This window comes from Lysinibacillus telephonicus (assembly GCF_039654155.1).
GTDB lineage: Bacteria > Bacillota > Bacilli > Bacillales_A > Planococcaceae > Ureibacillus > Ureibacillus telephonicus.
This window is the reverse complement of record NZ_CP155468.1, coordinates 222665-248997: the sequence shown is the minus strand read 5'-3', so window position 1 is coordinate 248997 and position 26333 is coordinate 222665. Positions and strand designations below refer to the sequence as shown.

General features: G+C 34.5%; 18 protein-coding genes and 1 riboswitch. Of the genes, 5 read left to right on the top strand and 13 right to left on the bottom strand.

The annotated features are described in order from the left end of the window. Nucleotides 1–88: 88 nt before the first annotated feature. Nucleotides 89–1236 (bottom strand): IS3 family transposase gene (locus tag MKY04_RS01090; protein WP_346235183.1). Its coding sequence is split into 2 segments (ribosomal slippage): nt 89–963 and nt 963–1236, totalling 1149 coding nucleotides; the frame shifts between segments, so codons are not numbered across the junction. 315 nt (nt 1237–1551) lie between these two features. On the opposite strand from MKY04_RS01090, the gene MKY04_RS01085 reads away from it, so the two are divergent. Beyond that, complete coding sequence (locus MKY04_RS01085) at nt 1552–2502, top strand: carbohydrate kinase family protein (protein ID WP_126292404.1); 951 nt, start codon at nt 1552–1554, stop codon at nt 2500–2502. Between the two features lie 33 nt (nt 2503–2535). Here MKY04_RS01085 and MKY04_RS01080 read toward each other — a convergent pair whose 3' ends face one another. The 5 genes from MKY04_RS01080 to MKY04_RS01060 all read right to left on the bottom strand — a co-directional run bounded on the left by MKY04_RS01080 (nt 2536) and on the right by MKY04_RS01060 (nt 7854). Beyond that, nucleotides 2536–3039, bottom strand: a complete 504-nt coding sequence (locus MKY04_RS01080; RefSeq protein WP_126292403.1) for a hypothetical protein — start codon at nt 3037–3039, stop codon at nt 2536–2538. Nucleotides 3040–3213: 174 nt separating this feature from the next. Next, a complete protein-coding gene (locus MKY04_RS01075; RefSeq protein ID WP_126292402.1) occupies nt 3214–4515 on the bottom strand; it encodes a nucleobase:cation symporter-2 family protein in 1302 nt (433 codons plus the stop codon). A 37-nt stretch (nt 4516–4552) separates the two neighbouring features. Continuing rightward, on the bottom strand, nt 4553–5125 hold the full coding sequence (locus MKY04_RS01070; protein WP_126292401.1) for a xanthine phosphoribosyltransferase: 573 nt from the start codon (nt 5123–5125) through the stop codon (nt 4553–4555). A gap of 150 nt (nt 5126–5275) precedes the next feature. Then, nucleotides 5276–5377: riboswitch (purine riboswitch) on the bottom strand. 190 nt (nt 5378–5567) lie between these two features. Continuing rightward, nucleotides 5568–6254: a uracil-DNA glycosylase family protein gene (locus tag MKY04_RS01065; protein ID WP_126292400.1), complete on the bottom strand. Its 687-nt coding sequence runs from the start codon at nt 6252–6254 to the stop codon at nt 5568–5570. Between the two features lie 148 nt (nt 6255–6402). Further along, nucleotides 6403–7854, bottom strand: coding sequence for an amino acid permease (locus MKY04_RS01060; RefSeq protein ID WP_126292399.1), 1452 nt, complete (start codon nt 7852–7854; stop codon nt 6403–6405). Between the two features lie 436 nt (nt 7855–8290). On the opposite strand from MKY04_RS01060, the gene MKY04_RS01055 reads away from it, so the two are divergent. Next, nucleotides 8291–9508 carry a CynX/NimT family MFS transporter gene (locus tag MKY04_RS01055; protein WP_126292398.1) on the top strand — a complete coding sequence of 406 codons (1218 nt, stop codon included), beginning with the start codon at nt 8291–8293 and terminating at the stop codon, nt 9506–9508. 186 nt (nt 9509–9694) lie between these two features. After that, nucleotides 9695–10249, top strand: coding sequence for a restriction endonuclease (locus MKY04_RS01050; protein ID WP_126292397.1), 555 nt, complete (start codon nt 9695–9697; stop codon nt 10247–10249). Between the two features lie 46 nt (nt 10250–10295). Here MKY04_RS01050 and MKY04_RS01045 read toward each other — a convergent pair whose 3' ends face one another. Further along, a complete protein-coding gene (locus MKY04_RS01045) occupies nt 10296–11342 on the bottom strand; it encodes a nitric oxide synthase oxygenase (RefSeq protein ID WP_126292396.1) in 1047 nt (348 codons plus the stop codon). A gap of 572 nt (nt 11343–11914) precedes the next feature. On the opposite strand from MKY04_RS01045, the gene MKY04_RS01040 reads away from it, so the two are divergent. Continuing rightward, nucleotides 11915–13411 carry a catalase gene (locus tag MKY04_RS01040; protein ID WP_126292395.1) on the top strand — a complete coding sequence of 499 codons (1497 nt, stop codon included), beginning with the start codon at nt 11915–11917 and terminating at the stop codon, nt 13409–13411. A gap of 78 nt (nt 13412–13489) precedes the next feature. Here MKY04_RS01040 and MKY04_RS01035 read toward each other — a convergent pair whose 3' ends face one another. Then, a complete protein-coding gene (locus MKY04_RS01035; RefSeq protein ID WP_126292394.1) occupies nt 13490–14419 on the bottom strand; it encodes an AEC family transporter in 930 nt (309 codons plus the stop codon). A gap of 126 nt (nt 14420–14545) precedes the next feature. Then, entirely contained in the window at nt 14546–18862 is a 4317-nt protein-coding gene (locus MKY04_RS01030; RefSeq protein ID WP_126292393.1) for an S-layer homology domain-containing protein, read from the bottom strand. Nucleotides 18863–19424: 562 nt separating this feature from the next. Here MKY04_RS01030 and MKY04_RS01025 point away from each other — a divergent pair. Further along, nucleotides 19425–20882, top strand: a complete 1458-nt coding sequence (locus tag MKY04_RS01025) for a hypothetical protein (protein WP_126292392.1) — start codon at nt 19425–19427, stop codon at nt 20880–20882. 43 nt (nt 20883–20925) lie between these two features. Here MKY04_RS01025 and MKY04_RS01020 read toward each other — a convergent pair whose 3' ends face one another. The 4 genes from MKY04_RS01020 to MKY04_RS01005 form a co-directional block, all read right to left on the bottom strand. Continuing rightward, a complete protein-coding gene (locus tag MKY04_RS01020; RefSeq protein ID WP_126292391.1) occupies nt 20926–22110 on the bottom strand; it encodes a CaiB/BaiF CoA transferase family protein in 1185 nt (394 codons plus the stop codon). A 486-nt stretch (nt 22111–22596) separates the two neighbouring features. Then, complete coding sequence (locus MKY04_RS01015) at nt 22597–24072, bottom strand: S-layer homology domain-containing protein (RefSeq protein ID WP_346235182.1); 1476 nt, start codon at nt 24070–24072, stop codon at nt 22597–22599. Between the two features lie 232 nt (nt 24073–24304). Further along, nucleotides 24305–24604 (bottom strand): DUF6509 family protein, encoded by a 300-nt coding sequence (locus MKY04_RS01010; RefSeq protein ID WP_126292389.1) that lies wholly within the window; start codon nt 24602–24604, stop codon nt 24305–24307. A gap of 74 nt (nt 24605–24678) precedes the next feature. After that, on the bottom strand, nt 24679–26328 hold the full coding sequence (locus tag MKY04_RS01005) for a methyl-accepting chemotaxis protein (RefSeq protein WP_126292388.1): 1650 nt from the start codon (nt 26326–26328) through the stop codon (nt 24679–24681). Nucleotides 26329–26333: the final 5 nt, after the last annotated feature.

Genomic DNA, 26333 nt, shown 5'->3' with positions numbered 1-26333 from the left:
TCATTAATAATTCCTATTCTATTCGTTCATTATTAAAAACCACTTGCTTCGGTACTGACCATCATTTTTGAGACAATAAGAAAACACCCTACTTTACAGTTAGTTGACGGTATTTTACCGGCGATTGGCTGTTTAGTTTCGTTTGAATACGGATATTGTTATAATAATTTATATAGTTTTCGACGATTTGGATCACATGCGCATTCGTTGTGCGATTGATTCCGTCGAGATAGAACGTTTCAGACTTTAGCGAGGAGTGAAACGTTTCAATTGGAGAATTATCAGCGGGCGTGCCTTTACGAGACATGCTCATGGTAATTCTTTTTTCTTTTACTGCCTTTTGATAGTCATAGGACGTATATACAGAACCTTGATCGCTATGCAGGATACAGCCTTCAGGTAATTCTGGTAGCTGATTTAATGTATCTAAAACAAACTCTGTATCTTGAGTAAATCCGATTGTACGCGCTACAATCTCGCCATTAAAGACATCTAGAATACTTGAAAGATACATCATTGATTGACCAAAAGGCAAGTAGGTAATATCTGTTACTAACTTTTCAAATGGTGCTTCCGCTGTAAATTCACGATTTAATAAATTCGGTGCGACGTATGCTGGTTGTCCAGTGCTTTTACGTTTCTTCACTTTTACTCGACACTGCCAATTATATTTTTGCATTACTTTTTGTACTGTATTTTCACTTATCGGTTCTCCATAAATGCTTGTGATTTTTCGGTATCCGTATCGATATTTATGAAGTTTACACAACTCACCAATTCTCTTATCCCGAATATCTTTCTTTGTTTCAACGTTATTATTCTTTTTCCAACGATAATAAGATGATCTACCTACCCCCAAGTGGTCACAGATTTCACCAATTGTCATGACTTCTTTTAGTTCTTCTACCAATTGCACAACTATTCTTGGCACCACTTCCTTTCCAATTCTGCGTACTTTTTTAAAACTTCAATTTGTTGCTTTAAATAACGATTCTCAGCCTTTAATTTAGCTGTTTCATTTTCATATTCTGGTCCTTTACCAAAGGTATATTGCTTTCCAACTGGCTGTTCAAGGCGATGAAGTTCTCCATTTCGATACCACTTCATCCACGTTTTTAGTTGTGTATAATTTCGAATATTCAATTCTTCTAAAACTTGATTAACAGGTATTCCTGCTAACCTCATTTCGATTGCTTTCATTTTAATTTCTACTGGATAACTAACTCTTGTTCCCATAGAAAAAACACCTCCACGTTGGATTTATAGGTTTAATACCCGTTTTTCAACGAAAGGTGTTTTTATTTGTCTCATTTTTTTAGGTCAGTGCGTTCCTCTAAAATAGGAGAGCAAGTGGTTTTTTCTTTATTTGAAAAATAATGTTTTAAAATAATTTTTAACGTTCAAAAACACCTACTACACTAATTATTTTGTTTAGTTTTACTTCTTTCACCTATTTTCATATAGTAAGAATGTCGAAAACTTTTTTAGAGGAATTTTATTTTAAGGAATAGAACTTTATGGTTTAAATAACCTTTTGAAAGGACTTGCAATATGAATCAATCAATTTTATGTGTTGGGGAATGTTTAATCGACTTTTTTTCTCATGAGGCAAATGTCAGCCTTAAGAAAAGCCAAACTTTTATAAAAAAAGCTGGTGGTGCTCCCGCTAATGTTTGTGCAGCAATTTCAAAATTAGGTGGAGAAGCTATTTTTTTAGGTAAAGTCGGGGCCGATCCATTTGGGGATTTTCTTGAAGAAACATTGCAATCTGTGGGTGTACATACAAATCTGCTAGTAAAAGATTCTTCATCTCCTACAACATTGGCGTTCGTGTCATTAGGAGAAGATGGGCAAAGAGATTTTGTTTTCAATCGAGGAGCGGATGCCAATTTAACATTGGATGATGTTCCTTTAGAAATCGTGGGTGCAATGAAAATAATACATTTTGGTTCAGCAACGGCTCTATTAACCCCCCCTTTTAATCAAACATATAAAGAAATATTTACTTATGCAAAAAATAATCGCTGCTTTATTTCCTTTGATCCAAATTTTCGAACTGATTTATGGCAAGGGCGGGAGGAGGAATTTATAAAAATTATTCTTAACTATCTACCACATTGTGATTTTTTAAAGGTAAGTGACGAGGAATTATTTTTATTAACGAAAGAAGACAACATACAGAAGGCTGTTTCTATATTGCATCGATTGGGGGCTAACTGTATTGCAGTTACTCTCGGGAAGGATGGAACTTTCCTATCATATAGCGGCGAATCAAGTACCATTAGTAGCATCCCTATTAAAGCAATAGATACAACAGGAGCAGGAGATGCTTTTGTTGGAGCGACATTACATCAATTAAGCAAACTTGAACATCCAAAGTCCATTTCATTCACAGACTGGAAAACCATCATTCATTTCAGCAACAAAGTCGGGGCAATGGTTTGTGAAAAAATGGGTGCAATCGAAGCGATACCTTCTTTGGAAGAGGTTTTATCACGTTAGTTTTTTAGGAGAAAAACAACTCGTTTTTCTCCTTTAATAAGCTTCAATAACAATTGGTCCAAGAGTAATTTTACTTTCCTCCATTCGTAGTTTGAGAGGTGACACATCCTCTGTTATATAATCTTCATTTCCAACGCCCTTAATACTAATTCCATCTAAAGACAAACTTGATGTTCTTACAGCTAAATAATATTTTCCCTTTTCTAATATGAAGCTTTCTTCCAATTGAGAAATGTCTCCAGGTTGAACATTTTCTAAATTCGCTATATCCGGATAACCCGACTCATAATATACTTCCATTTCTTCGTTATAAAGAATAAAGTTTATTTTGTCTCCTGAATATTGAAGGAGTTTTGTTTTTTTACCTTCATAAGTAAACTTCACAAACACTTTAAATTCTTCTTTTGCTTTTACGTTCATTGGTGCTGTCACTTGCAGCGTAAAATCTGGGCTTTTAATACTTGAAGTTATAGGTTTACTATCTAGTTCATCTACTTGATGACTACAGCTTGTTAAAATGTTTATTATCACAATCAAAACAAAAGTAACAAGACAAATTTGCCTTTTAATTGCTATACACCCCATTCTTACTTATAAAAATACCCCTGATACAAAGTAGACGAATGGATTTTACAGAACGTTACAAAGAGTTTAGTATACAAAAGAAAAGACTATCTTGTAATGTTGCTTACAAGACAGTCTTAGAAAAGTTTATTCAGCCTGAATAGTTTGTGTATGCATTGGATCTTCTTTTTTTGGTCCAATCATATTAAATACAATGTTTAATAAAATTGCTGTTAATGAACCACATACAATCCCGTTTGATGTTAAAACAGAAAGACTTGCAGGCAATACCTCGAAAATATTAGGCACCATAACAACGCCTCCACCTAAACCAACTGCAATTGCCGCAATCATTGCATTTTCCGGCGAACGCATAATTTCAGGAGCTAACATTGTAATCCCCTGCGTTACAACCATACCAAACATCGCAAGCATCGCACCGCCAAGCACTGCAGTTGGAATAATTGTTGTTAAAGCTGCTACTTTAGGTAAGAAACCAAGCGCTACCAGCATAATTCCAGTGATAAAAATAACTTTGCGTTCCTTTACCCCTGTCATTTTAATTAACCCTACGTTTTGAGAAAAAGTAGTGTATGGGAATGCATTAAAAATACCGCCAATAATAGATGCCAAACCTTCTGAACGATAACCACGAGATAAATCCTTCGATTCAACAGGAGTTTTTGTAATATCACTTAATGCAAAATAAACACCAGATGATTCAACTAATGAAACCATTGCTACTAACGTCATCGTAATAATCGCACTAATGTCAAATGTTGGTGTACCAAAGTAAAACGGTTGAACCATATGAAGCAAAGATGCTTCTTCAACTGGTGTAAAATCTACTTTTCCAAGAAAAGCAGCAATTACTGTTCCAAAAACAAGACCTAATAAAATAGAAATCGAACGAACAAATCCAGTTGTAAAACGATAAACAATTAGGATAAATACTAACGTAAGTAATGCTAGAGTAATATTAAGAGCTGAACCAAAATCTGCTGCCCCTTGTCCACCACCCATATTATTTATCGCAACAGGAATTAAAGAAATCCCGATAATTGTTACAACAGAACCCGTTACGATAGGTGGGAAAAACTTAACCAATTTACCAAAAAAGCCTGAAATTAATACAACGATTAAACCTGAAGCAATAATTGCTCCGTAAACTGCTCCGACGCCCTTATCCGTCCCAATGGCAATAATCGGACTTACAGCAGTAAAAGTACAGCCTAGTACGACAGGTAGTCCAATCCCAAATATTTTCCCTCTCATAACTTGTAACAATGTTGCAATACCACACATTAAAATATCAATCGCAACTAAATATGTCATTTGTTCAGAGTTAAAGCCTAACGATCCACCGATAATAATAGGTACTAAAATAGCTCCCGCATACATTGCAAGTAAATGTTGAATACCAAGCGTAAATGATTTTGCGTTTTTCACAAAAAATCCTCCTAATTTAGGCTATCAATCTAGTTAATTAATCTAAAAATTCTACTTGTCCATTATCTAAAGACTTAATTCTTGCTAATGATTCAACTCGAATACCTTGCTCTCGAAGTAATTGTCCACCTCGTTGAAATCCTTTTTCAATGACAATTCCTACACCGACTACCTTTGCACCTGATTGCTTTGCAATATCTAACAACCCTTTTACTGCCTCTCCATTTGCTAAGAAGTCATCGACAATTAATACATTATCGTCAGCTGTTAAAAAATCTCTTGAAACGGAAATCTCATTTGTTTCCTTTTTTGTAAAAGAATGAACAGTTGATGAATAAAGATTGTTTGCTAATGTTAATGATTTACGCTTACGAGCAAAAACAACTGGTGCACCGATGACTAAACCTAACATCGTAGCTGGAGCAATACCAGACGATTCAATCGTTAATATTTTTGTTATTACCTCATCTGAGTATCGGTTTGCAAACTCTTCTCCAATTTCCTTCATCAGTTGTGGATCAATTTGATGATTTAAAAAAGTATCCACTTTTAACACCGTATCTGATAATACTTTTCCTTCTTGTATGATTTTATCTTTTAACAATTTCATAGGTTGAAGCCCTTCCTTTCAGAAAATCCTTTTTGGCAATAAAAAACTCGAAAAACTTATTCCACCTCTATGAGTAGAACAAGTCTTTCGAGTGTATGTTCGAAAGTAAATAGAAAACAAATCGTCCAAAAACAATAATAGGACATCCGCCATCTAAACTTTTTCTCTCATAGTCGACTTATTTACGGTAAGTCGGTAGAAACTTGCGAGCCATATTCCCGCCATTATATGAGTGATATTTTACCAGCTAATGTAAAACTAAAGCTGTTTAATTTAAATATTTTGTTAAGAATGTTCCCATTATAAACACGGATTTTGTCGATTGCAATAACATATTAAATAATAAAACGATTCAAATTATTCGGAAATTAGGAGCAAAACGTGTATCTTTTAATAAAATTGTTCGCTTTTCACGTAAAATTAATATGATTCAGGAAATATTTCACTGTAATATTCGGTTGATAGTAGCTTTAAATTTTCCAAAAGAGTTACCTTCTTTTCCAAAATAACTCATACTCCTACTTACAATAATATTTATATTTTTTCCATTCTTTAACGGAAACTTGGCGAGTACACCCTTTTGTTCTAGTTGCTGAACTGTATCGTTTGTACTTACAAAATCGATTAACCGATCTCCAAAATGTTCAATAAAAGCTTTATATGCAGAAGATCCTTGCAAAATAACAATTTCTGGAGCAAATTCATTTAGCACTTCTTCAAAAATTTGCAATCCTCTTTTGTATAATGGATGTTCCTGTTTTTTCATTTGCTTTAACATTTGAGCATTCTCAGTAGAAAGGCAATTCACATTTGTTAAGACGACATTTTCGTTATATCGTTCTTTCATCCAAGAAACGAAGTTCAAACTGCCTTTATATTCACGGCTTGCACCTTGCAGTTCCTGTGTAAAAGTTTCTTGAAATAGCTTTCCATCTACTAAAGAATCAACATATAGCTTTAAGTTATTCATAGCAATTTCCAAATTCACCTCTGGGCTTGCACCAACTAAAAAGACATTTGATTTATAAGGATTCCCGTCAGCTTGAAAAGGTTGAAATGTTATGTTCCCGGTTTCACTATCTATTACCCATTGTTTAATTACTTTATAAAATCCCATTGAAACTGTCATATTCTCGACATCCTTTACCTATCAATCTTATTGACTGCAGACTATTATCCCCATTATACCAAGTATTGATTTAATAATTGATATCATTTTACCTATTTCTTAAATAAAAAAACGACAAAATTCTAATTTCGAATTTTGTCGAGATTTTTTAGTGATGTTCTAAATCACATTCTTCTAGTGGAACAATTTTTGTTTTATATTTTATTTTATATCCTAGCCAAAGTGCTAAAAACAGCGGAATACCGATATAAGAAACAGCTACGCCATACCAATCAATTGAATCTCCTATAAACGCAGTGTAGTTTTGTCCAATAATAACAATCATACACACAACAAATGCAAATAGTGATCCGAATGGAGCTAACGGTGCTTTATAAGGCAGCTGGCTAATATCAAGACCCTGTGCTACGTACGCTTTACGGAATCGATAATGGCTAATAGCAATTCCAATCCAAGCAATAAAGCCCGACAAGCCGGAAGCATTTAGAAGCCACATGTAAACGAGGCCATCTCCAAAGAAGGAGGACAAGAATGCTAAACACCCTACAGCTAATGTAGCAAGTAATGCATAAACCGGTATGCCACGCTTACTTAGTTTAGCAAATATTTTTGGAGCTTTGCCGTCTACAGCTAGCTGCCATAGCATTCTTGAAGATGCATATAGTCCTGAATTACCTGCTGATAACATTGCCGTTAAAATAATCGCATTCATTACTGAAGCAGCAAAGGCAACTCCTAATTTATCAAATACTATTGTAAATGGAGATACGGCAATATCTTCAGATAATAGTCTTGAATCAGTATAGGGAATTAATAAGCCAATTGCTAAAATAGCTAAAATATAAAAAAGCAATATTCTCCAAAACACTGATCGAACAGCCTTTGGAATATTTCTCTTTGGATCGTCTGTTTCACCTGCTGTTATCCCTAAAAGCTCGGTACCTTGGAATGAAAAACCTGCAGCTAAGAAAATTCCAAAAATCGTTAAGAACCCACCATTAAATGGCGCATCTCCAACAAAGAAGTTTTCAAAGCCAATTCGATCATGGCCACTTAAAATCCCAAAAATCATTAAAAATGAAACGATGATAAATACAATGACCGTTGCGACTTTTATCATGGCAAACCAATATTCACTTTCCCCATAGGCTCTTACAGATAATAGGTTGAATGTTAAAATAACAACGATAAATAGTACTGTCCAAAGTACAGAAGAACTATTTGGAAACCAATATTTCATAATGAGTGTAACTGCTGAAATCTCTGCTGCAATTGTAATTGCCCAGTTGTACCAGTAATTCCACCCCATCGCAAAGCCAAATGCAGGGTCGACGAATTTTGTTGCATACGTACTAAAAGAACCCGACGTTGGCATATAAGCTGCCATTTCTCCTAAACTTGTCATTAAAAAGTACACCATAATACCAATTAATGCATAAGCAACAAGAGCACCGCCAGGACCGGCTTGTGCAATCGAAGCACCACTAGCCAAAAATAGGCCTGTCCCAATTGTCCCGCCTAGTGAAATCATTGTAATATGGCGACTTTTTAATCCCCTTTTTAGACCTTGCTCTTGTTTTTTATTATTTGTGTCATTCATGTTGAAATCTCCTTTGAAGTACACTAACTTAGAAAAGCGCAAGCGCCCTGCATCTGTCGCTATCGCTTTCGATGCAGAATAAATTTGTTTAGCCCCGACAAGCGCTGGCCGACAAGAACGCCACGTCCTGTTGCATTGTCGGCACTTGTACATCCCTGTACGTCGGAGGGCCCAAATCGAAAGCATCTTTCCAGCTTTCGACCGAGGGCAGACCGCGACCTCAAGGGGCTGGGCGCTGGAGCTAGACATTATTAAAAATTTTTAAATTTTACTAATCAGTAAAAAATAAAAACCATCTAACTTAAGATGGTATTTTTAATGATTATTAACACTATCCCAAATCAGTTTGAAGTTGTATGATTAAGATTGGTTCGTTTCATAGTTTATCATGGAATGAGTTTATTTACTATTTACTTGATACATTTGGAGGCAACATATGTCTACTGTTAAAACAACAACTCATCAAAATAAAAAAATAAATATAAGCTCAACAACGGTCTTCTTTGTCATTGCAATTATTTTTCTAGCTACTACGCTTAGAACTCCTTTAACGGGAGTTGGACCAATAATCTCAATTATACGTGATGAACTTAACATTTCAAATGTACTTGCCGGGTTTTTAACGACCATTCCGTTATTGGCGTTCGCAGTATTTTCACCACTAGCTCCTCGAATTTCACGTAAATTCGGAATGGAGCAAACATTATTTTATGCAGTTATTTTACTAACGTTAGGCATTATTTTACGTTCACTAGGCACTACTTCTTTTTTAATTTTAGGCACTGTTCTGATAGGTATTGGCATTTCTTTTGGAAATGTGTTAGTACCTAGTCTTTTTAAGCTTAAATATCCACTTCACGTAGGTCTTTTAACAGGAATTTACACAGTTTCAATGAATATATCAGCTAGTATAGCGTTAGGAATCAGCAATCCAATAGCTTCTAGTACTTCTTTTGGCTGGCAAGGTGCCCTCTCTTTTTCAATTATTCTAACAGCAATTACACTGATTGCTTGGATTCCGCTTCTGCGGGGACAAAAAGTTGATTTAACTGCCATTTCCGGCGATAGTACAAAACCGGCGGAGAAGAAGCTTTGGAAAACGCCGTTAGCATGGGCAATTGCAATTTCAATGGGATTGCAGTCACTACTTTTTTATAGTTTCACTGCGTGGTTACCTGAAATATTAATTTCACAAGGAATGAGTGCGCAAAAGGCTGGCTGGATGGCTTCAATTATGCAAATGTCACAAATCCCAATGACTTTTCTTATTCCAATTATTGCAGAGAAATTGAAATCGCAGCGGCCAATCGTCATCTTTTTCACATTGTTCTATTTAATTGGATTAACTGGACTCTTTTTTAAATGGACAGACTTAACAGTTGTTTGGATGATTTGTTTAGGGGTTAGTGGAGGCGCATCATTTGGTGTTGTTGTAATGCTGTTTACTTTACGAACAAAAACAGCATATGAAGCTGCGCAAATTTCAGGTTTCGCCCAATCTATTGGCTACCTACTTGCAGCAGTTGGACCAGTTTTATTCGGATATTTACATGATGTAACAGGAAGCTGGAACACATCAAATATAATATTTATTATTGCATCAATGATACTGTTTGTTTCAGCCTATATTAGTGCGAAAAATCGATATCTATAACACAAACATATGTACCCTTTTTATGTTACAATAAAATAAAGTAAAACTTCAATCAAGGGGGACCTCTTCATCCTCTACTGATTGTTAGTGAAACAGTCCCGCTTTGACGGTAAGGCATTTTAAGGTGTCGGCCTTGCTTCACGTTAAATAGGGATATATGAGTAAAAATAAAAGGGGTTAAGCAGTTTGCGAAAACGCAAAGAAAAAAAGAAAAAGCGAATTCGTTTTTTTCCTTTATTAATAATTTCCGTAGTCGGATACGGTGGTTGGTATTATACAAATTCAATAAATGGTATTATTGCCGCTATTGTTTTATTCATTCTCTTTGTTATTAGCTTTAAAATTTGGCGTAAAACGAGAGGCTATGCAAGATTAAGAAAAGCAGGAATTAAAGAAATCGATGCAATGTCTGGGGAAGAATTTGAGCAATATTTAGGCCATCTTTTTAAAAAGCGTGGGTTTAAAGTATCGTACACAAAGGCTTCCGGCGATTATGGCGCAGATTTAATATTAGAGGACCGAGAAGAAATTATCGTCGTACAAGCAAAGAGGTACTCTGGTTCTGTTGGGGTAAAAGCTGTTCAAGAAATTGTCGGTGCATTAAAAATGTATGATGCTACGCAGGCTTGGGTTGCAACAAATAGCTATTTTACAAAACAAGCAGAAAAATTAGCTATGACAAATGACGTTTATTTAATTGATCGAGATGAATTAATTGATATGATCTTAAATAAAAAATAAAAACTAAAGCTATTTAAAAGTTCTTTATTACTTTTAAATAGCTTTTTTAATAAGGCCTTTTTTGATAAAAATAATTAGGCTTTTTAATAATATTTGCAATCGGCTTATGGAAAATGTGTGTTGCTGCTGGAGACATTGGTGGAATTAACCAAGACCAATTACCCGTAACTTGACGATTATTATCTTCTTCCTGTTGTTCAAATAATTTAAATTGTTGAGCAGCCGTATGGTGATCTACAATACTTACGCCGGCTTCTTTAAATGAATGCAGGACAGCAACATTTAATTCAACAAGCGCCCTATCCTTCCAAAGCGATATATTAGAGTTAGTATCAAGTCCGATTATTTCAGCTACTTTGGGCAGTAAATTATAACGGTCAATATCAGCAAAGTTTCGAGCCCCAATTTCAGTACCCATATACCATCCGTTAAACGGGGCTGCATGAAACTCGATGCCGCCGCAGCTTAATTTCATATTTGATACTATTGGTACTGCATACCACTTCAAATTCAAATCCGTCATTTTTTCATAATGAGGGTGGCGAATTGGTACTTCTAATATGTATTCTTTTGGTATGTCAAAAATTTTCGGATCATTTTCTGCTATTTGAATTACAAGAGGCAGTATATCAAACCCTGTTCCTTCTCCTTGCCAACCTAATTGTTGGCAAATTTTTGTGAATTCAATTGAATGTGGATCTCCTAAAACGCCACCTTCCGTTTCATATCCTGCATATCGAATTAATTGGCAGTTCCATATACGCACTGCATTTGACTTAAAAACAGTTATTGTCGGCCTTATTTTTCCATTATTAGTTGCGAAGTTTATATGGCGAAGAAGTGCCATATATATTTCTTCTTCTGTCTGTAATTCGCGTTCATCAAATACATATAATGACTTCCAAAAGAGTCTTCCAATACATCGATTACTATTACGCCAAGCAACTCTTGCACCGAATGTTAATTCCTCAGTTGTTGGATAATAATCGCTGTCACTTCGTATATCTTTCATTCTATTTTCATACCATTCATCGGAAAGACCCAATTCTTCTTTATACTGTTTTAGAAATTCAGATGTCTCCTGTATATTCATTATCAATCCCCCGTTATCTCAATTTTAGATTACTGAATTTCCTTATATCAATGATATTTAATACTGAAAAAAGATGTATTTTATATATATGACATAGATTATTCATAATAATTAATTTGCTGGGTGACCTCTCAAAAAATTAAAAGGTTATTAATTGAACAATAGAGCTTAAGTTATAAATCTTTTAGTTTTTTATTTAATATTAATGACCCTGGTATTTCTACAAGGTTCATTTTCAATTAGAACTATAAATTTTCAATAAGAATTTAATATTTTTATTGAAAATGTAAATTTATAAAAAAACCTCTTTAAAATTTTAAACAAAAAATTTACAATCAGATTTCGACTCTCCTCGACAAAATCATTATCAGACAACGTTTTCCCTATTAATAAGAAAGACACTATCCAGAAAAGCAAAAACATCTTTTTACTATTCTGCATTACTTTTAAAATATTTAGTAAAGGATATAAACTTCTTAAAAAGAATTATTATAATTTAGTAGATATTATGATTTAGATTTGTTATACTGACTTTCGAAGAGGTTAAAAATTAAATTTTAGGAGGTACATATATGACAAATAAAAACAATCAACGTTTAACTACTACTACTGGTGCTCCAGTTGTAAGCAACGATGATGTATTAACAGCTGGTCGTCGCGGCCCAATTCTATTACAAGACGTTTTCCTAATCGAAAAATTAGCTAACTTTAACCGTGAAGTTATTCCAGAACGTCGTATGCACGCAAAAGGTTCGGGTGCATTTGGTACTTTCACTGTAACTCATGATATTACGAAATATACAAAAGCAAAAATCTTCTCTGAAGTTGGTAAGAAAACTGAAATGTTCGCTCGTTTCTCAACAGTTGCTGGTGAGCGTGGTGCAGCTGATGCTGAACGCGATATCCGTGGTTTCGCTCTTAAATTCTACACTGAAGAAGGCAACTGGGATTTAGTTGGTAACAACACACCTGTATTCTTCTTCCGCGATCCATTACACTTCCCAGATTTAAACCACGTTGTTAAACGTGACCCAAAAACTAATATGCACAACGCTAATAGCAACTGGGATTTCTGGACTAGTCTACCGGAAGCATTACACCAAGTAACAATCGTAATGAGCGACCGTGGTATTCCTGATGGCTACCGTCACATGCACGGATTCGGTTCTCACACATACTCAATGATAAACGAAGCTGGTGAGCGCGTATATGTGAAATTCCACTTCCGTACAGAACAAGGTATCAAAAACTTAACTAGCGATGAAGCTGCAAAAGTAATCGGTGAAGACCGCGAATCTTCACAACGCGACCTATTCGAAGCAATCGAGCGCGGCGATTTCCCTAAATGGAAAATGTATATCCAAGTGATGACAGAAGAACAAGCTCGTAATCACAAAGATAACCCATTCGATTTAACAAAAGTATGGTACAAATCTGAATATCCATTAATTCCTGTTGGTGAATTCGAATTAAATAAAAACCCAGAAAACTACTTCGCAGACGTTGAGCAAGCTGCATTTGCTCCATCCAACGTAGTTCCTGGTATTTCATTCTCACCTGACCGTATGCTACAAGCTCGTTTATTTGCTTATGCAGACGCAACTCGTTACCGTTTAGGTGTAAACCATTACCAAATTCCAGTAAACAAACCACGTTGTCCATTCATCGCTTACCACCGCGATGGCGCAATGCGTGTTGATGGCAACAACGGAAGTGATTTATCATACTATCCAAACAGCTATGGTGCGTTACAAGCTCAACCACAATACAAAGACCCAGCTCTTGCTTTAGATGGTCCAGCTGATATTTACGACTTTAACCAAGATGATAATAACTTCTTCGAACAGCCAGGTAAGTTATTTAACTTAATGACAGCAGAAGAACAACAACGTTTATTCGAAAACACTGCTGCAAACATGGAAGGCGTAGAAGAATTTATTAAACGCCGCCATATCCTACACTGCTACTTAGCTGATCCAGCATATGGTGAAGGCGTAGCAAAAGCTATGGGCTTAACTTTAGACGGAATGGACCTTTCAAATCCATACCTAACTAAAGTAGGTCAATAATTAACGATTTATTTTCATTGATATCCAATCCAAAAAAACGCTTCGTAATTCAATATGAATTACGAAGCGTTTTTATTATTATCCAAAGAGCATTGTAGATAAGTAAATTACAAACGTTACTGTTAAGCAGCTAACAATTGTTGAGAACAATACAGTTTGCGCAGCTGTATTCGATTCAATATCATATTCAAGTGCAAGGCTTGAGCTATTGCGAGACGTTGGAAATGAGCTTGCTATTAAAAGTGATTGTGCTACTACTCCATCAAGTCCTAATATATAAATTATTAATAAGGCAACAGAAGGCCCCACTATTAATCTTGTAAAACAACTGATTAAAATAGTTTTATTTAACATAGTTTTTATTTCAATTTGAGAAAGCTGTGCACCAAGTGTAATTAATGCAACGGCAACAAATCCATCTGAAATATGATCGAGTGGGATTCGTATTGTTTGAGGAATGTCGAAGTTCAAGACATTCAAAATAACACCCAATAAAAGTGCGTGGAGAATTGGCATTTTAATAAAGTCTTTTAAAATTTCAATACCTGATTTTGTTGCAGAAATTAGATTATATAAACCATATGTGTATGTAGTTATGTTTTGAAAGATCACTAGAATTACCTGAATGGCAACACCGATTGGCTGAGTAGCAAATATCATTTGAGCAACTGGAATTCCATAATTTCCAGAGTTAATTAGAACAACACTATTTTTGAAAACTGCAGATTCCATGCGATTAAGACCGAGTATTTTTGCAATAAAATGACTAAGAAGCATTTGACTTCCAATTAATAGGAGAATAAATATTGCAACCTGCCCTAAAACACTCATTTCAATAGTCGTTTCATATATGTTTAGTAATACAGTAACCGGCATAAAACAGTATGTAATTAAGTGTGACATCGCCTTTAAATTAAATTGAAATTTTCTCTGTAAAGCAGCTCCAATAACTAAAAGCACTAAGATTGGGGCGACAATTTGGAAGAAAATCATAGATAAGTAGGTCATAGTATTTTCCTCTATAATTCAGTTTTTTATACTACATATGGAAATTTTATATCACCACTCCAATTTATTCAATAAAAGAAGGATGTTCCATAGTTTTTTACTTTTGGACATCCTTCTTACTTTAAATTATGGTGCAGTAATTAATATATAATTATTTTGATTATTTTCTCTATCCATAGCCATTACAACGTTACCGTATTGGTCAACTGTTAACAGATAGATTTTTTGTCCTGTAGTAAATACTTGACCTGAAACTGGTGTTTTAAGGTGAAGTACGAAGCTTCCCTCACTAATTGTACTTACATCCAGTTCATCTTTACCACCTGCTGTAACACCCTGTATCGTCGTACCCTTATCAACAACTCTAATAATATCATCCGCAGTTAAATCTTGCGCACTAACATTTGCCACAGCAAAGTAATATGTTTGCTTCCAATCTAAAGTTGTATTGATTTGAACTAGTAAATCCATTGTACTAGAGTATTTATAATTACCTACTGATGTAATATTTCCTGTTAATGCTCCAGCAAGGATTTCATTATTCGCTGTAGTAGTCGGATATTTATAGTGTCCTATTGCATTGTTACCAAGTGGAGTATTACCTTCAAATTTATTATTTCCACCAAATGCATCTGGTTTGTTAATATCTACTGCGTTCGCATCAATTACGACACTAAAGCTACTTTTCATTTCTTCATTGAATTTAATAATCATTCTTCTAGGACTCCAAGTATTTTTTGGAGAATTTACCGTATTCGGTTTAGTTTCATCATAGTAGTCTTCAAATACAAACGTATATTTAGTCTTATCAATTGGATTACCATCTTCATCTCTGATAACAAAGAAGCTCTGTGTTGGGTCATCTAATATAATCGATTCAGAGAATGTTACTAAGAATGTTTTATTCTCTTCATATGTTACAGATTCAAAGTTACCAGTTCCACTTAAGCTTGCCGGGTTATTTACTACTTCAAATTCTGCTCGGGATAATTTTCTTACTACCTCACCGATTTTTGGAGCAGTTCCATCTGTATAGAATTTGTACGCCATTAAGCCATCATGTTGTAATTCTTTACCTTGATTATTTACTCTATGGTTTTTATATATTGTAACGTTGCCAAATACATCCTTTGCAGCTAAATACAACATATAGTCTTCGTGTGGGTCTAGCCCATTCAGAGAAACACTGTTTCCTAACTCTCGCATTTCTCGTTTATTACCATTTTCTAAAATATAAGCCTTTAATTCATCTTCATCTGTTGGTAAAGCCGGGTCTTCTCCTTCTTTTCTAACAAGATAGTAATACTCACCCATCTCAGTTGATGTAAAGGAAAGTACAGCAGAACGATCCCCTTCATTTACTTTAACATCTACCCCAGTAATCGTTGGCGGCAGCTCATCGGCAATAAGAGGTGTAGATCGTACTTGCGAAATATTCCCAGAACGGTCTCGTAATACGATATATAAATCGTAGCTCTTATAAGGATTTAAAGCCGTTCTATTTGGGAATGGAATATTAACTGTCTGTTCTCCGAGCTGTGCCGGGTTATTTCCGTTGCTTCCAACAATGTCTATACCTACAACAGTATCACCAGACGTCACATTTAAGGTTGTTGCATTGTCTTGAATTGCTTTAATCATTTCTCGTCCATCAATAGCTGATGGGTCGATGCCTGATTCCATAATTACATAGTGATAAGTCCCAGCTTTATTGGCACGATACGTTACTAATGCCGCTGTCTTAGAAGGATTCACTTCCGGTTCACCTATTAACGTTAACACTGGAAGCAATGTATCGGAATGAATATATTCCGCTCTGTTTCTAGGCGTTGCCGTTGGATGGACATTGCTTGTATTTTCAAAGTCATTGTAGGCAATATCTTTTACGCTCGGAAGCACTGTCACAATTAAATTATCTCCATTTACAAAACCTGTTAATGAAGGAATAGTTAAAATGATTCGATTATTCGTTTTATCGTAAACAACTTTCTCAGGATAAATTTCTTCCTGTCCACTTGTATTAATAATACCCGTTCCTGATAAGAGGTAATTTTGAGTATTTTGTGCCGTTTCCGGGTCTAATTCTTCACTTACTTCAAAATAAAACGTATTTTCTTCATAATTTAATACATTAAGTTTTCCATCCACTATAAATGGTGGTGTATTATCTAAATCACCTGTTTTTACAGTTGCTTTCTGTGGTGGATCATTTGAAATATTCCCCCACTTATCTCTCATCACAACATATAATTCATACTCTGTGTTGTTTGCTAAACCGGAAGCGATATCTGTAACAAATCCATTTTCTAAATCTGTCAGACTATTAATCGTTCCTCTTCCATAAGGATTTCGAATAATATCCTCTGTTGTCGGATCTGGTGCAGTCGATTTAATTCGGATGTAATAGAAATACTCCCCAGGCTCACTAGGTCTAAAGCTGAACTCAATTCGCTGCCCACCATGCAATGGTCTAGCTGTTAAATTATTTACTTGAGGCAACGTTCCATCTGTTGTTGTAAATGGTTTACTTTCTACATTCGATACATTTTCTGCAGCATCAACTACTACTACATAAAGAATATATTCCTTTTCTTCTTCAAGTCCTGTTATTTCAAAAAATGCAGTTTGGTCTTCAATAACTTGACCGCTACCTCTTGCCCCAACGATGATTTCTCTTACTGATGGAGCCGATTGAATTCCTTTTTCTATATCTTCGGCACTGCGCACTACATAGTAATATGTACCACTTTCATTGGCAGTTAATTGAGCTTCTCCTCCATCACCTGATGGTATTACGTCTAAATCTATTATTTCTGGATTTGTGTTATCTGCTACTTCATCATCACCTGGGTCTTTGTCGACATCGTCACCATTTTCGTCTTCGATATCCCCGATGTTTTCGCTGTCATTGGTAAAGTCATCAAAAATATCGTTAACACCTTTACCTACAGGCAATATTGCCTTATCAATATATGCATTGTCACCGATATCAATCCAACCATAGCTATTGTCTACTGCTAATATGTCGATGTAGCTATCAGAATTGAAATATACATCGTAATAACTATTTTTATAAACTTTATCAATATCACTAGAGCCATACATGATAACTGAAGTGTCTGTTTCAATATACATCGTCTCTGCATCAGCATAAAGTTCAAACTGTTCAACGTTTTTTTGCACAGTTATACTGCCAAACTTTTTATCACCAGTAACATATGTACGATTTTGTTCAATAACTAAACGATTTACCGTACAGTTTGTAAAATCTACATATCTTTCTATTACCGGCATACGATCAATTACCTTTGATGAACCATTTTTAGATGGTTTATCTTTTAACTGCTCATTTTCATCTGGATTTAAAAACTCATTGTCTTCTGGCTCTGTTGGTTTTGTCCAATCAATAAATCCTACCCCGTTTAAACTAGCAATACGAACATTTTGTAATCTATTCGTATAGTAGCTTAATGATTTTCGAGGTGTTTCACCTATCGTTACTGTACCCGATAATGTCCAATTCTTAAATTCAACATAGTTGCCATTCACTATAAGCTGTCCACTATAGCTTGTGTTTTTACCATCAAATTGCAACTTTCTATTTTCAGAACCAGAAGCATTAATTGTTAACTTCGATAATGATTTGATTGTCTTTCCACTAAACGTACCTTCTACGTATGCATCTTTTAGAATAGCTTCATTACTTTCATTAAAGATTGAAGTTAGACTTGGATCAATTGAATATGGAACAGAGTTAATATAAACTTTGTTGCCTTCAATTTTTCCGACTGTATTTACAGCCATTCCTGAACCATCTGCATTTTCAGCTCTTACAATGAAAGTTGCCATCTGCCCACGTGTAATAGGATCGTTTGGTTTAAACGATACTGGAGAGACTCCCTTAGTAATATTTAGGTTAATTAATGTTTGAATATAGTAGGCATTACTATTATTACTTGGAACATCCTCGAAGTGATGAGTTAGCTTTGTTGCTACACTAAAACGATAGCCTAATGTTAGAATTTTAGCTATTTGACCGCGTGTTATCGGCTCATCTGGTCTAAACGTTTGATCTGAATAGCCATCAATTAACCCTTCCTGTACTAATGCTGCAATATATTTGTAAAATTGATAATTTGTTGGTACGTCTTTAAAGTTTGGATTTACTACGTTTTCTATATCCAACTTTAATGCAAGAGCCAGCATCTTAGCTGCCTGTCCACGTGTAACGATACTATTAGGGCGGAAAGTACCATCTGAGTACCCACTAATTATTCCACGATTCGTTAGTTCCATAACTGGTCCATAATAATCGGCGTTTGGGTTTAAGTCTTTAAATGTATTCGCAAATGTTGGCTGCGGAACGACTACAGCGACACCACTGGCAGCTAAAATGGTAGCAACAGTTGCCTTATTCAGCTTCTTAAACTTGCCTTTCTCCATTTTAAGAGCCTCCTTTAAGTTATTTTCTATTTAAAGTGATAGAATCTTTACCAAAAAACACACTATATGAATTATATCGGTTAATAACCACTATCCATTGATAAAGATATGAAAAAAATACAATTTTTTCAACCGCCCGCATAAAATCATTTTTAACTTAACAGAACTTTGGTAACTTCCTACATAAATGATTTATTTAAAATAAAATAATTTTATTGTCACATTACTGATGTTAGTATTGGATTAAATAATAAATATGGAGTGGCAAAAATGAGAGGAAATAAAAATAAAAGACACTTTTATATTTGCCTTTTTTTATCAGTACTTTTTACAATCAATTTAATAAAATCTTACGTGAATACCGGCAGTTTCCCAACTTCAAGCATCATATTCACAGTTATTGTTTACATTGCAACATTATTGGCTGCAAGTACTTTAATGAGTAAGAAGAGTTAAATTAAAATGTCTGTAAAGAGGGGATCCACTGACTGGACATTTTATTTTTCAAAAATTTTTGATATATTTTTTGTAAGATTTCTCTTTTATGGATAGAGGTGTCATTATGCTAAAAATAGATTATGAACTACTAAATGAAACAAAAGGGAAAGTAGGACACTCGTTAGAGGACGCTATCTGTAGATTATCAGAGGATTGGAGCGATATTTTTGGTGCAATCCTCCCCGCAAATTCTATTCTCGTTAATAAAGAAAAAGCTAGTAAACTTATATTTTCTACAGCTCAAAATTATTGGGGAGATGTGAATTTATTTTTACATGCAACTATTCAAGGGACATCAATCGATTTAGAAAATGCCAATGACCGATTGAAAGCCTTTTTTTCATCACCACAAGCGAAAAAGACTATTTTTGACTATTTACTTATACATAATTCATTTAAATTTGAAAACTTAATTGGCTTAGTATTTGGAAAAGAGATTAAATTTTCAAAGGCAGTCGGAGGTCTACACCAAATTTACTTATATCAAATTGGAAAAAAGTATTTAGTCCATATTATTTATAATGAGCACTCTAATTTCTGGAATGTTTTATTTACTAAAAAAATCTATTCTATCTTTATGCAGACACCCTTACATACAATCCAAAATGCGACACAACTTATGAAGCAATTTAAAGGTTTATTAGAAACACAATACACACTAAACCAATCTGTTATTATAACTAACCAACTTATCAAATATATTGATAATGAAAATATTCGTTCCTTTCAATTAAAAGAGCTTCATTTATTCAATCTCATATCACATTATAACGGTGGAAAGAGACATTTCCGAAAGTTAAATTCATTAATTGAAGACATAATTAAATCATGGGAAAAAGGCAAATGGGCTTTATCCGAAAAAGAATTAACTCTTTTAACATATATTTTGGCAATCACAACATCTACTCAAAACGATACTGAAAAAATAATTAAATATGGAAAACAGTTAATTCAAAATGATCGTCTTATTAACCATGCAATCGAATTGCTATTAGAATACAGTGATGTATTGCCGAATTTAAAACCGGAACCAACCACACTTGTAAAGAGGTATGATAATAACTATTTAGAGCAAGTTTTTTATATACTGATAGATGCACTTGTTCAAAGCAATCAATTTTCAGAAGTCGTTCAATTGCTTAAACAACATGAAATTGCTTCCTGTACCAGCATTTATGAATACTTTAATGCTCAGCAGTTTAATAAGGACTTGCTTCATCGAATTGAAGCAACTGTGCAGCGTGATATTGCTTATATTGTTCATAATTCCCCTCAATATGTGCTGCAATCCATAGAAGAATGGCTGGAGCATTACTATGATGAGAGAAGTCCATATTATGAAATTGCAAATATGACTTCAAATCATGTATGCAATATATTAAAATCTTTGTTTGCAACTGAGCAGTATGAGCTTTTTGAAAAATTAATGGAAATTTATAAAAAGTATTTTAAAATCGATGAGCATTTTATTAATTTACGAGATTTTGTTTCTGTTTATGTTAAAAATGAGTTGAGTACGTAAAAAGGATCGCCTCCATTTCAAATGAGACGATCCTAAAACTCTTTTATTGTAAAACCCCTCTATCCTTTAATGAAACAATTTCTTCTTTTGAATATCCTCGTTCTAGCAATAGTTCTTCTGTATGTTGCCCAAGTTTTGCTCCTACGAATTTATAGGTAGGTTCTACTTGGTTAAACTTAATTGCAGCTCCGATTTGTTTTTGAAGATTTCCGTTATGATCTGGTACATCTACTAGCATATTGCGAGCTTGTATTTGCGGATGTTCACAAGCTTCATCAAAAGTCAAAACAGGCTCTACACAACCATGGAAACCATTATTAAATATGTTGAGCCATTCAACAAAAGTTTTAGATAGAAATGCGTCTTTGACTGCATCCTTAAATCGTTTTTGTGTGTATGTTGAATCATTAAATGTACTTTGGATTAATTCGGGAATCTCCAACGCCTCGCAAAGCAGTTTGCGAAATTGTGGTTCAAGACTTCCCACTGAGAAATACCGCCCATCCTTTGTTTGATAATAATCATAAAACGTTCCGCCATTTAATATTTCTTCTTCAGGCTGAGCTACATGGCCGCTTCCTAAAAAAGCAGGTCCATATAATGCATTCATTGAAAATACTGCATCAGTCATAGAAACATCGATATACTTTCCTTCACCTGTTTGTTCACGATGTAGTGCCGCAGCAAGCACCCCTACCGCTGCGTGCAATGTCCCTCCTGCTATGTCTGCAATTTGAATGCCCATCGCGACTGGCTTTTTTCCTTTTAGTCGCGAATGATCGAGCACGCCTGCTATAGATAAATAATTATTATCATGCCCAGGTCGTTCTCGGTAAGGACCAGTCTGACCGTAACCAGTGATGGAACAGTAAATAAGCCTTGGATTTACACAGTTTAGCGATTCATAGTCCAATCCTAAACGCTGCATAACTCCAGGACGGAATCCTTCGACTATGATGTCATATTCAAGAATCAAGTTCTTCACAATTTCAACCGCTTCAGGCTCTTTTAAATTTAATGAAAGCGATTTCTTTGAACGGTTTAAGTATTGATGAATATAGGACTCCTTATGTTCATCATATGGCGGCATAATTCTCATTAAATCTACCCGACGAGAAGATTCTATATGAATCACATCCGCCCCGTAATCAGCAAACATCATTGTCGCTAACGAACCAGGTAGTACTGAAGTAAAATCAAGTATTTTTAACCCCTTTAAAATCGCCATATTCCCATCCCCTTTAATGAACTAAACGAGTACCCCTTAAAGAAAAATGACAAACCTATGTTACTTCAAAACCTGTGATAATACAGATTATATTACTTAAAACAGTATTATAACAGTTGTTTTTCTAAAATTATATAAAAAGAATCATAATATAGAAATAATCTGAAAATTATATGGGGAAGGTCAGAGAAATATGAGTAATTAAGCTAAAATTATTAATGTAATGTAAGAATTTTTCAAAAAATTTAAGATACAATAAAGATTATATTAAGAGATTGTAAATCATCCCTTTTTTTCTATTAAATACAGTATGATTGCTTTGAGCTATAATCCTGTTATGTTACATAGCGGAAAGCTCCCTTATACGTGAAATAACCCAGCTGACTTAATGGCAGCTGGGTTATTTAAATATTTCTAATAAACGTTGCTCATACACTAATCTACTTTTTTAAAGTCTATTTCTTGTGAAATATACTTATTGGTTTGTTAATGGTATGGATCGTAGTAATCGCGATTGACTACAACATGAATAATTGAACCAATTTTTTGAACATTAATGTTTAAACCTAGCAATCCTTCCTTGCCCTCGTCGTTTTTAGGAAAATCTATATAAACATTCCCTTCCGACACCCCTTCGATATGGAAAATATCAGAATTACCTTCTCGAGTGAATTTTATAACATCGCTACCATTAGTATTTTTTATTTCATATTCACTAAAGTCACCTTTATCTTCACTTAAATCCACCGTAACAGTTGGATTTTCTTCAAGTAACCTTGTGCCGAAGTAGAAACTAGATGAATTTACGGTTGCTTGTATGCCATAGCGAACTTGTGTACCATTCACATACTTAACAGTTGCAATATATTCACCAGGTTCGGTTAACGTAATACAAGTTTCATCAGACCCCATATATTTGCAGTTTTTAAACTCCATATTGTCGTTTAAAATAGTTCCATTCATCGTTGAGAGAGAAATTTTTTCTATAGATTCTTTCTTAGCATTTAATCCAACATTTGTCGGTACAACATCTTCTGTTTCTTCAAAGTTAATTTTTAGTTGACTGCTATCTTTTGTAACGTGGACATAGTATTTTTTATATACCCTGCTCTCGCTACCTGTTGCATCCACCTTCAGACCAGCAATAGAAAGCTTTTGAGTTCCAACTTTTACCGGTACGATTTGAAGTAATCTAGCATTCGTATTACTTGGTATTACTTGAATAATTTCTTCTTCATTTTGTTCAGGTCTATAGCGATCATGATAATCTTCGTACTCTCTAAATTTGGACCAGCCATAATCTTTTACATTTAATGTAACTGTTGCTGATCGAGCCCTTTCCGTTTTTGTAATTAGAACTGCTGCTTGTGCTCTAGTAATCGGATTATTTGGACTAAATGTTGTTGGTGTTGTACCAGAAGTTATACCTAACTTATAAAGCGTATATACTGCATCTTTATGACTCTCTAATCTCTCTATATCTTTAAAAGGGGAATCCTGATAATCAGCATTATAATAATGGAATTCAAAAGCTTTAATTAAAATAGATGCCATTTGCCCACGAGTAATGGGATCATTCGGTCCAAATCTGCCATCTGCATATCCACGGAAAATTTCTTTTTCAGATACTGCAGCAATAGCTCCATAGCTCCAAAGTTTTGAAGACACATCTTTAAATCCTGGATCTTTTACATTTTTAGTATCAAGGTTTAATAGTTTTGCTATAATTGCTGCTGCTTGACCGCGCGTGATAGTTGCTTCTGGTTTGAAAGTACCATCTTTATATCCGCCAATAATATTTCGCTCGGCAAGATCATAAACAGCACTTGCGTATGGCTTGTCTTTTGGCACATCGGTGAATTCCTTTGAAACAATTTTTGCCTTTGCTTGTAAAGTAAATAGACTTAAACAAATGGCGAATGCGACTACAAATGTTAACCACTTACTACGTTTTAAAAGCATTTTCAAGCCCTCCCTAAAAAAACACTTCTCTTAAAATATAACCTTATAATGGAAATTAGGCTATGGGCTTTAAATAACATTTTAATATAATTTAAGTTTGGGATAAAAATATTAAATGCTGCGCTGCTAATTTTTGTCACTGTTTTAAACGAGTGATTCTACACTGGAATTTCAATCGCAATCATTTAACATAAAAAAGAGGCACAAAATGCTGTGCCTCTTTTTGGTATCCTTATTCTGTTTCTTCACTTGTTAATTGTTCTCGACAGAACCCTAAAATCATTACCTCTTCTTCATCTTCAAGCGCAAAATCTAAGTATTCATTTTCCGCTTTATCAATAATGAAATAGTTTAAGATGTAAGTTTCCCCATCTGGCTTTTGTCCTATTAAAACACGAACTTCAATACCTGCAGCAGAATATAGTTCATCTTCTTCGTCCACTTCAACATCTAGCAAAAATTCATAACGTTTTCCTTCAATAATGTTGGTTGGATCTTTTATTTCTTCAATCGAAAATTGTGTAATTTCCATAAACAAGCCCCTTCTTATTACTTTAAGAGATTCTATTTTGGCCTTACGCCTCATTTATCATACACAAATATTTATTAAATTGTAAATTTTGATAACCTTTTTTGCAGTTCCTCTGCGAGATTGGCCAATGAATCAGCCGCACCCGTAATTTCCCCCATAGATGCAAGCTGTTCTTCTGATGTAGCCGCTACAGAATTAGAGTTATCTGAAGTAGCTTTAGATACGTTTGACATCTCATAAGCATGTGTAGATACTTTCGACACTTCTGATTGGATTTTATTTGATATTGTTGTTATATTGCTTACTTGCATGTTTACTTGTTCAACTGCTGTAAGAATTTCCTCAAATGTAGTTTGTGTATCAGAAGCAATTATCAAACCTGAATTTACACGTTCTTTTACATCATTGATAGAATGAACCGTTTTCTCTGTATCAATATCTATTTGGGTTGCAACTTCAGTAATGTTAGAAACTAAACTTCTTGTTTGATCTGCTAGTTTTCTTACCTCATCGGCTACAACTGCAAACCCTTTTCCTGCTTCTCCTGCTCTTGCAGCTTCAATCGCTGCATTAAGTGACAATAAATTCGTTTGGTCTGCTACTTCCGTTATTTGGCTTAAAACTTGTACAATTTCTTTTGTTTGATTATTTAACTTAATCAATGCAGCGTCTGTCTCTTTTACAGATTCATTAATTCTTTGCATTTGAGAGACAGTTTCCTTTACATAACTTGAGCCTTGTTTTGTTTTGTCGCTAGTAGATATTGATAATTTTTGTGCCAAATTAGCGTTTTCAGTTATTTCACTGACAGCTAGTATACTTCGTTGTGCAGAGCGGGCAGACTCTTCAGACATAACAGCCTGCTTCTCAGCACCATTGGATACTTGTTGAATTGATGCAGAAATCAATTCTGCGCCCTTCATTGTTTCATCAGCACTCGCCATTAACTCTTCTGCCGAAGCAGCCACTTGACTTGAACTATCATATACATGTGATAGGATTTCTCTTAAATTCATTGTCATGTGTTTAAATGAGTTTTGTAGAGAACCAATTTCATCTTTTGATGTTTCCTCTTCTAGATTGATTGCTAAATTTCCATTCGCAATTTCCTCTGCATTTTTCGTTACTTTGCTTATGCTTTTAACAATCCGATTTGTAAGGAAGTATACGAAGAAGATACTTCCAGCTAAAAGAATAGCAACTAACAAAATGGATATAAAGATGATTCTATCGATATTATGTTGCAGTTCGGCTTGCATGTTTGCATATTGAGAGGATATATTTCTTTTAAGCTCAATAACATCATTTATTAAGCCCTTTGTTCTTAATGACTGTCTTTTTATTTCTGCTTGGTTGTTCTCATTAATCGCTTGAGTCGAAAGGCTAAGAATTTCTTCATACTTATTCGATATTTTTTCAGCGTATGCTTGTTGCTCGACAGTAGTTAAAGTAGGCATTAATTGCTTATGAATGTTTTGAATCGAATTTAAATCTTGTTCAATATCATTTTTGTTGCTTTCAGTTAGATTTAGAGCATATGCACTTAAAGATTTTTGAAGACTTTTAGATGCACTATTTAATTCTTCAACCGTAACAAGTGAATCAACAATTTCCTCTGTTGAGGATTTTAAAGTCATTAATTGAATTATATTAAATCCTATAATACACGCAGAAAGCAACAGAGGAACGATGGATAGAAGTAATATTTTATATTTTAATTTCATTTACT

Coding starts and splice junctions, on each gene's coding strand:
- MKY04_RS01035 (WP_126292394.1), bottom strand. CDS start 14,419: ATGACCTACTTATCTATGATTTTCTTCCAAATTGTCGCCCCAATCTTA.
- MKY04_RS01030 (WP_126292393.1), bottom strand. CDS start 18,862: ATGGAGAAAGGCAAGTTTAAGAAGCTGAATAAGGCAACTGTTGCTACC.
- MKY04_RS01040 (WP_126292395.1), top strand. CDS start 11,915: ATGACAAATAAAAACAATCAACGTTTAACTACTACTACTGGTGCTCCA.
- MKY04_RS01020 (WP_126292391.1), bottom strand. CDS start 22,110: ATGGCGATTTTAAAGGGGTTAAAAATACTTGATTTTACTTCAGTACTA.
- MKY04_RS01070 (WP_126292401.1), bottom strand. CDS start 5,125: ATGAAATTGTTAAAAGATAAAATCATACAAGAAGGAAAAGTATTATCA.
- MKY04_RS01055 (WP_126292398.1), top strand. CDS start 8,291: ATGTCTACTGTTAAAACAACAACTCATCAAAATAAAAAAATAAATATA.
- MKY04_RS01015 (WP_346235182.1), bottom strand. CDS start 24,072: ATGCTTTTAAAACGTAGTAAGTGGTTAACATTTGTAGTCGCATTCGCC.
- MKY04_RS01010 (WP_126292389.1), bottom strand. CDS start 24,604: ATGGAAATTACACAATTTTCGATTGAAGAAATAAAAGATCCAACCAAC.
- MKY04_RS01045 (WP_126292396.1), bottom strand. CDS start 11,342: ATGAATATACAGGAGACATCTGAATTTCTAAAACAGTATAAAGAAGAA.
- MKY04_RS01025 (WP_126292392.1), top strand. CDS start 19,425: ATGCTAAAAATAGATTATGAACTACTAAATGAAACAAAAGGGAAAGTA.
- MKY04_RS01085 (WP_126292404.1), top strand. CDS start 1,552: ATGAATCAATCAATTTTATGTGTTGGGGAATGTTTAATCGACTTTTTT.
- MKY04_RS01065 (WP_126292400.1), bottom strand. CDS start 6,254: ATGACAGTTTCAATGGGATTTTATAAAGTAATTAAACAATGGGTAATA.
- MKY04_RS01060 (WP_126292399.1), bottom strand. CDS start 7,854: ATGAATGACACAAATAATAAAAAACAAGAGCAAGGTCTAAAAAGGGGA.
- MKY04_RS01005 (WP_126292388.1), bottom strand. CDS start 26,328: ATGAAATTAAAATATAAAATATTACTTCTATCCATCGTTCCTCTGTTG.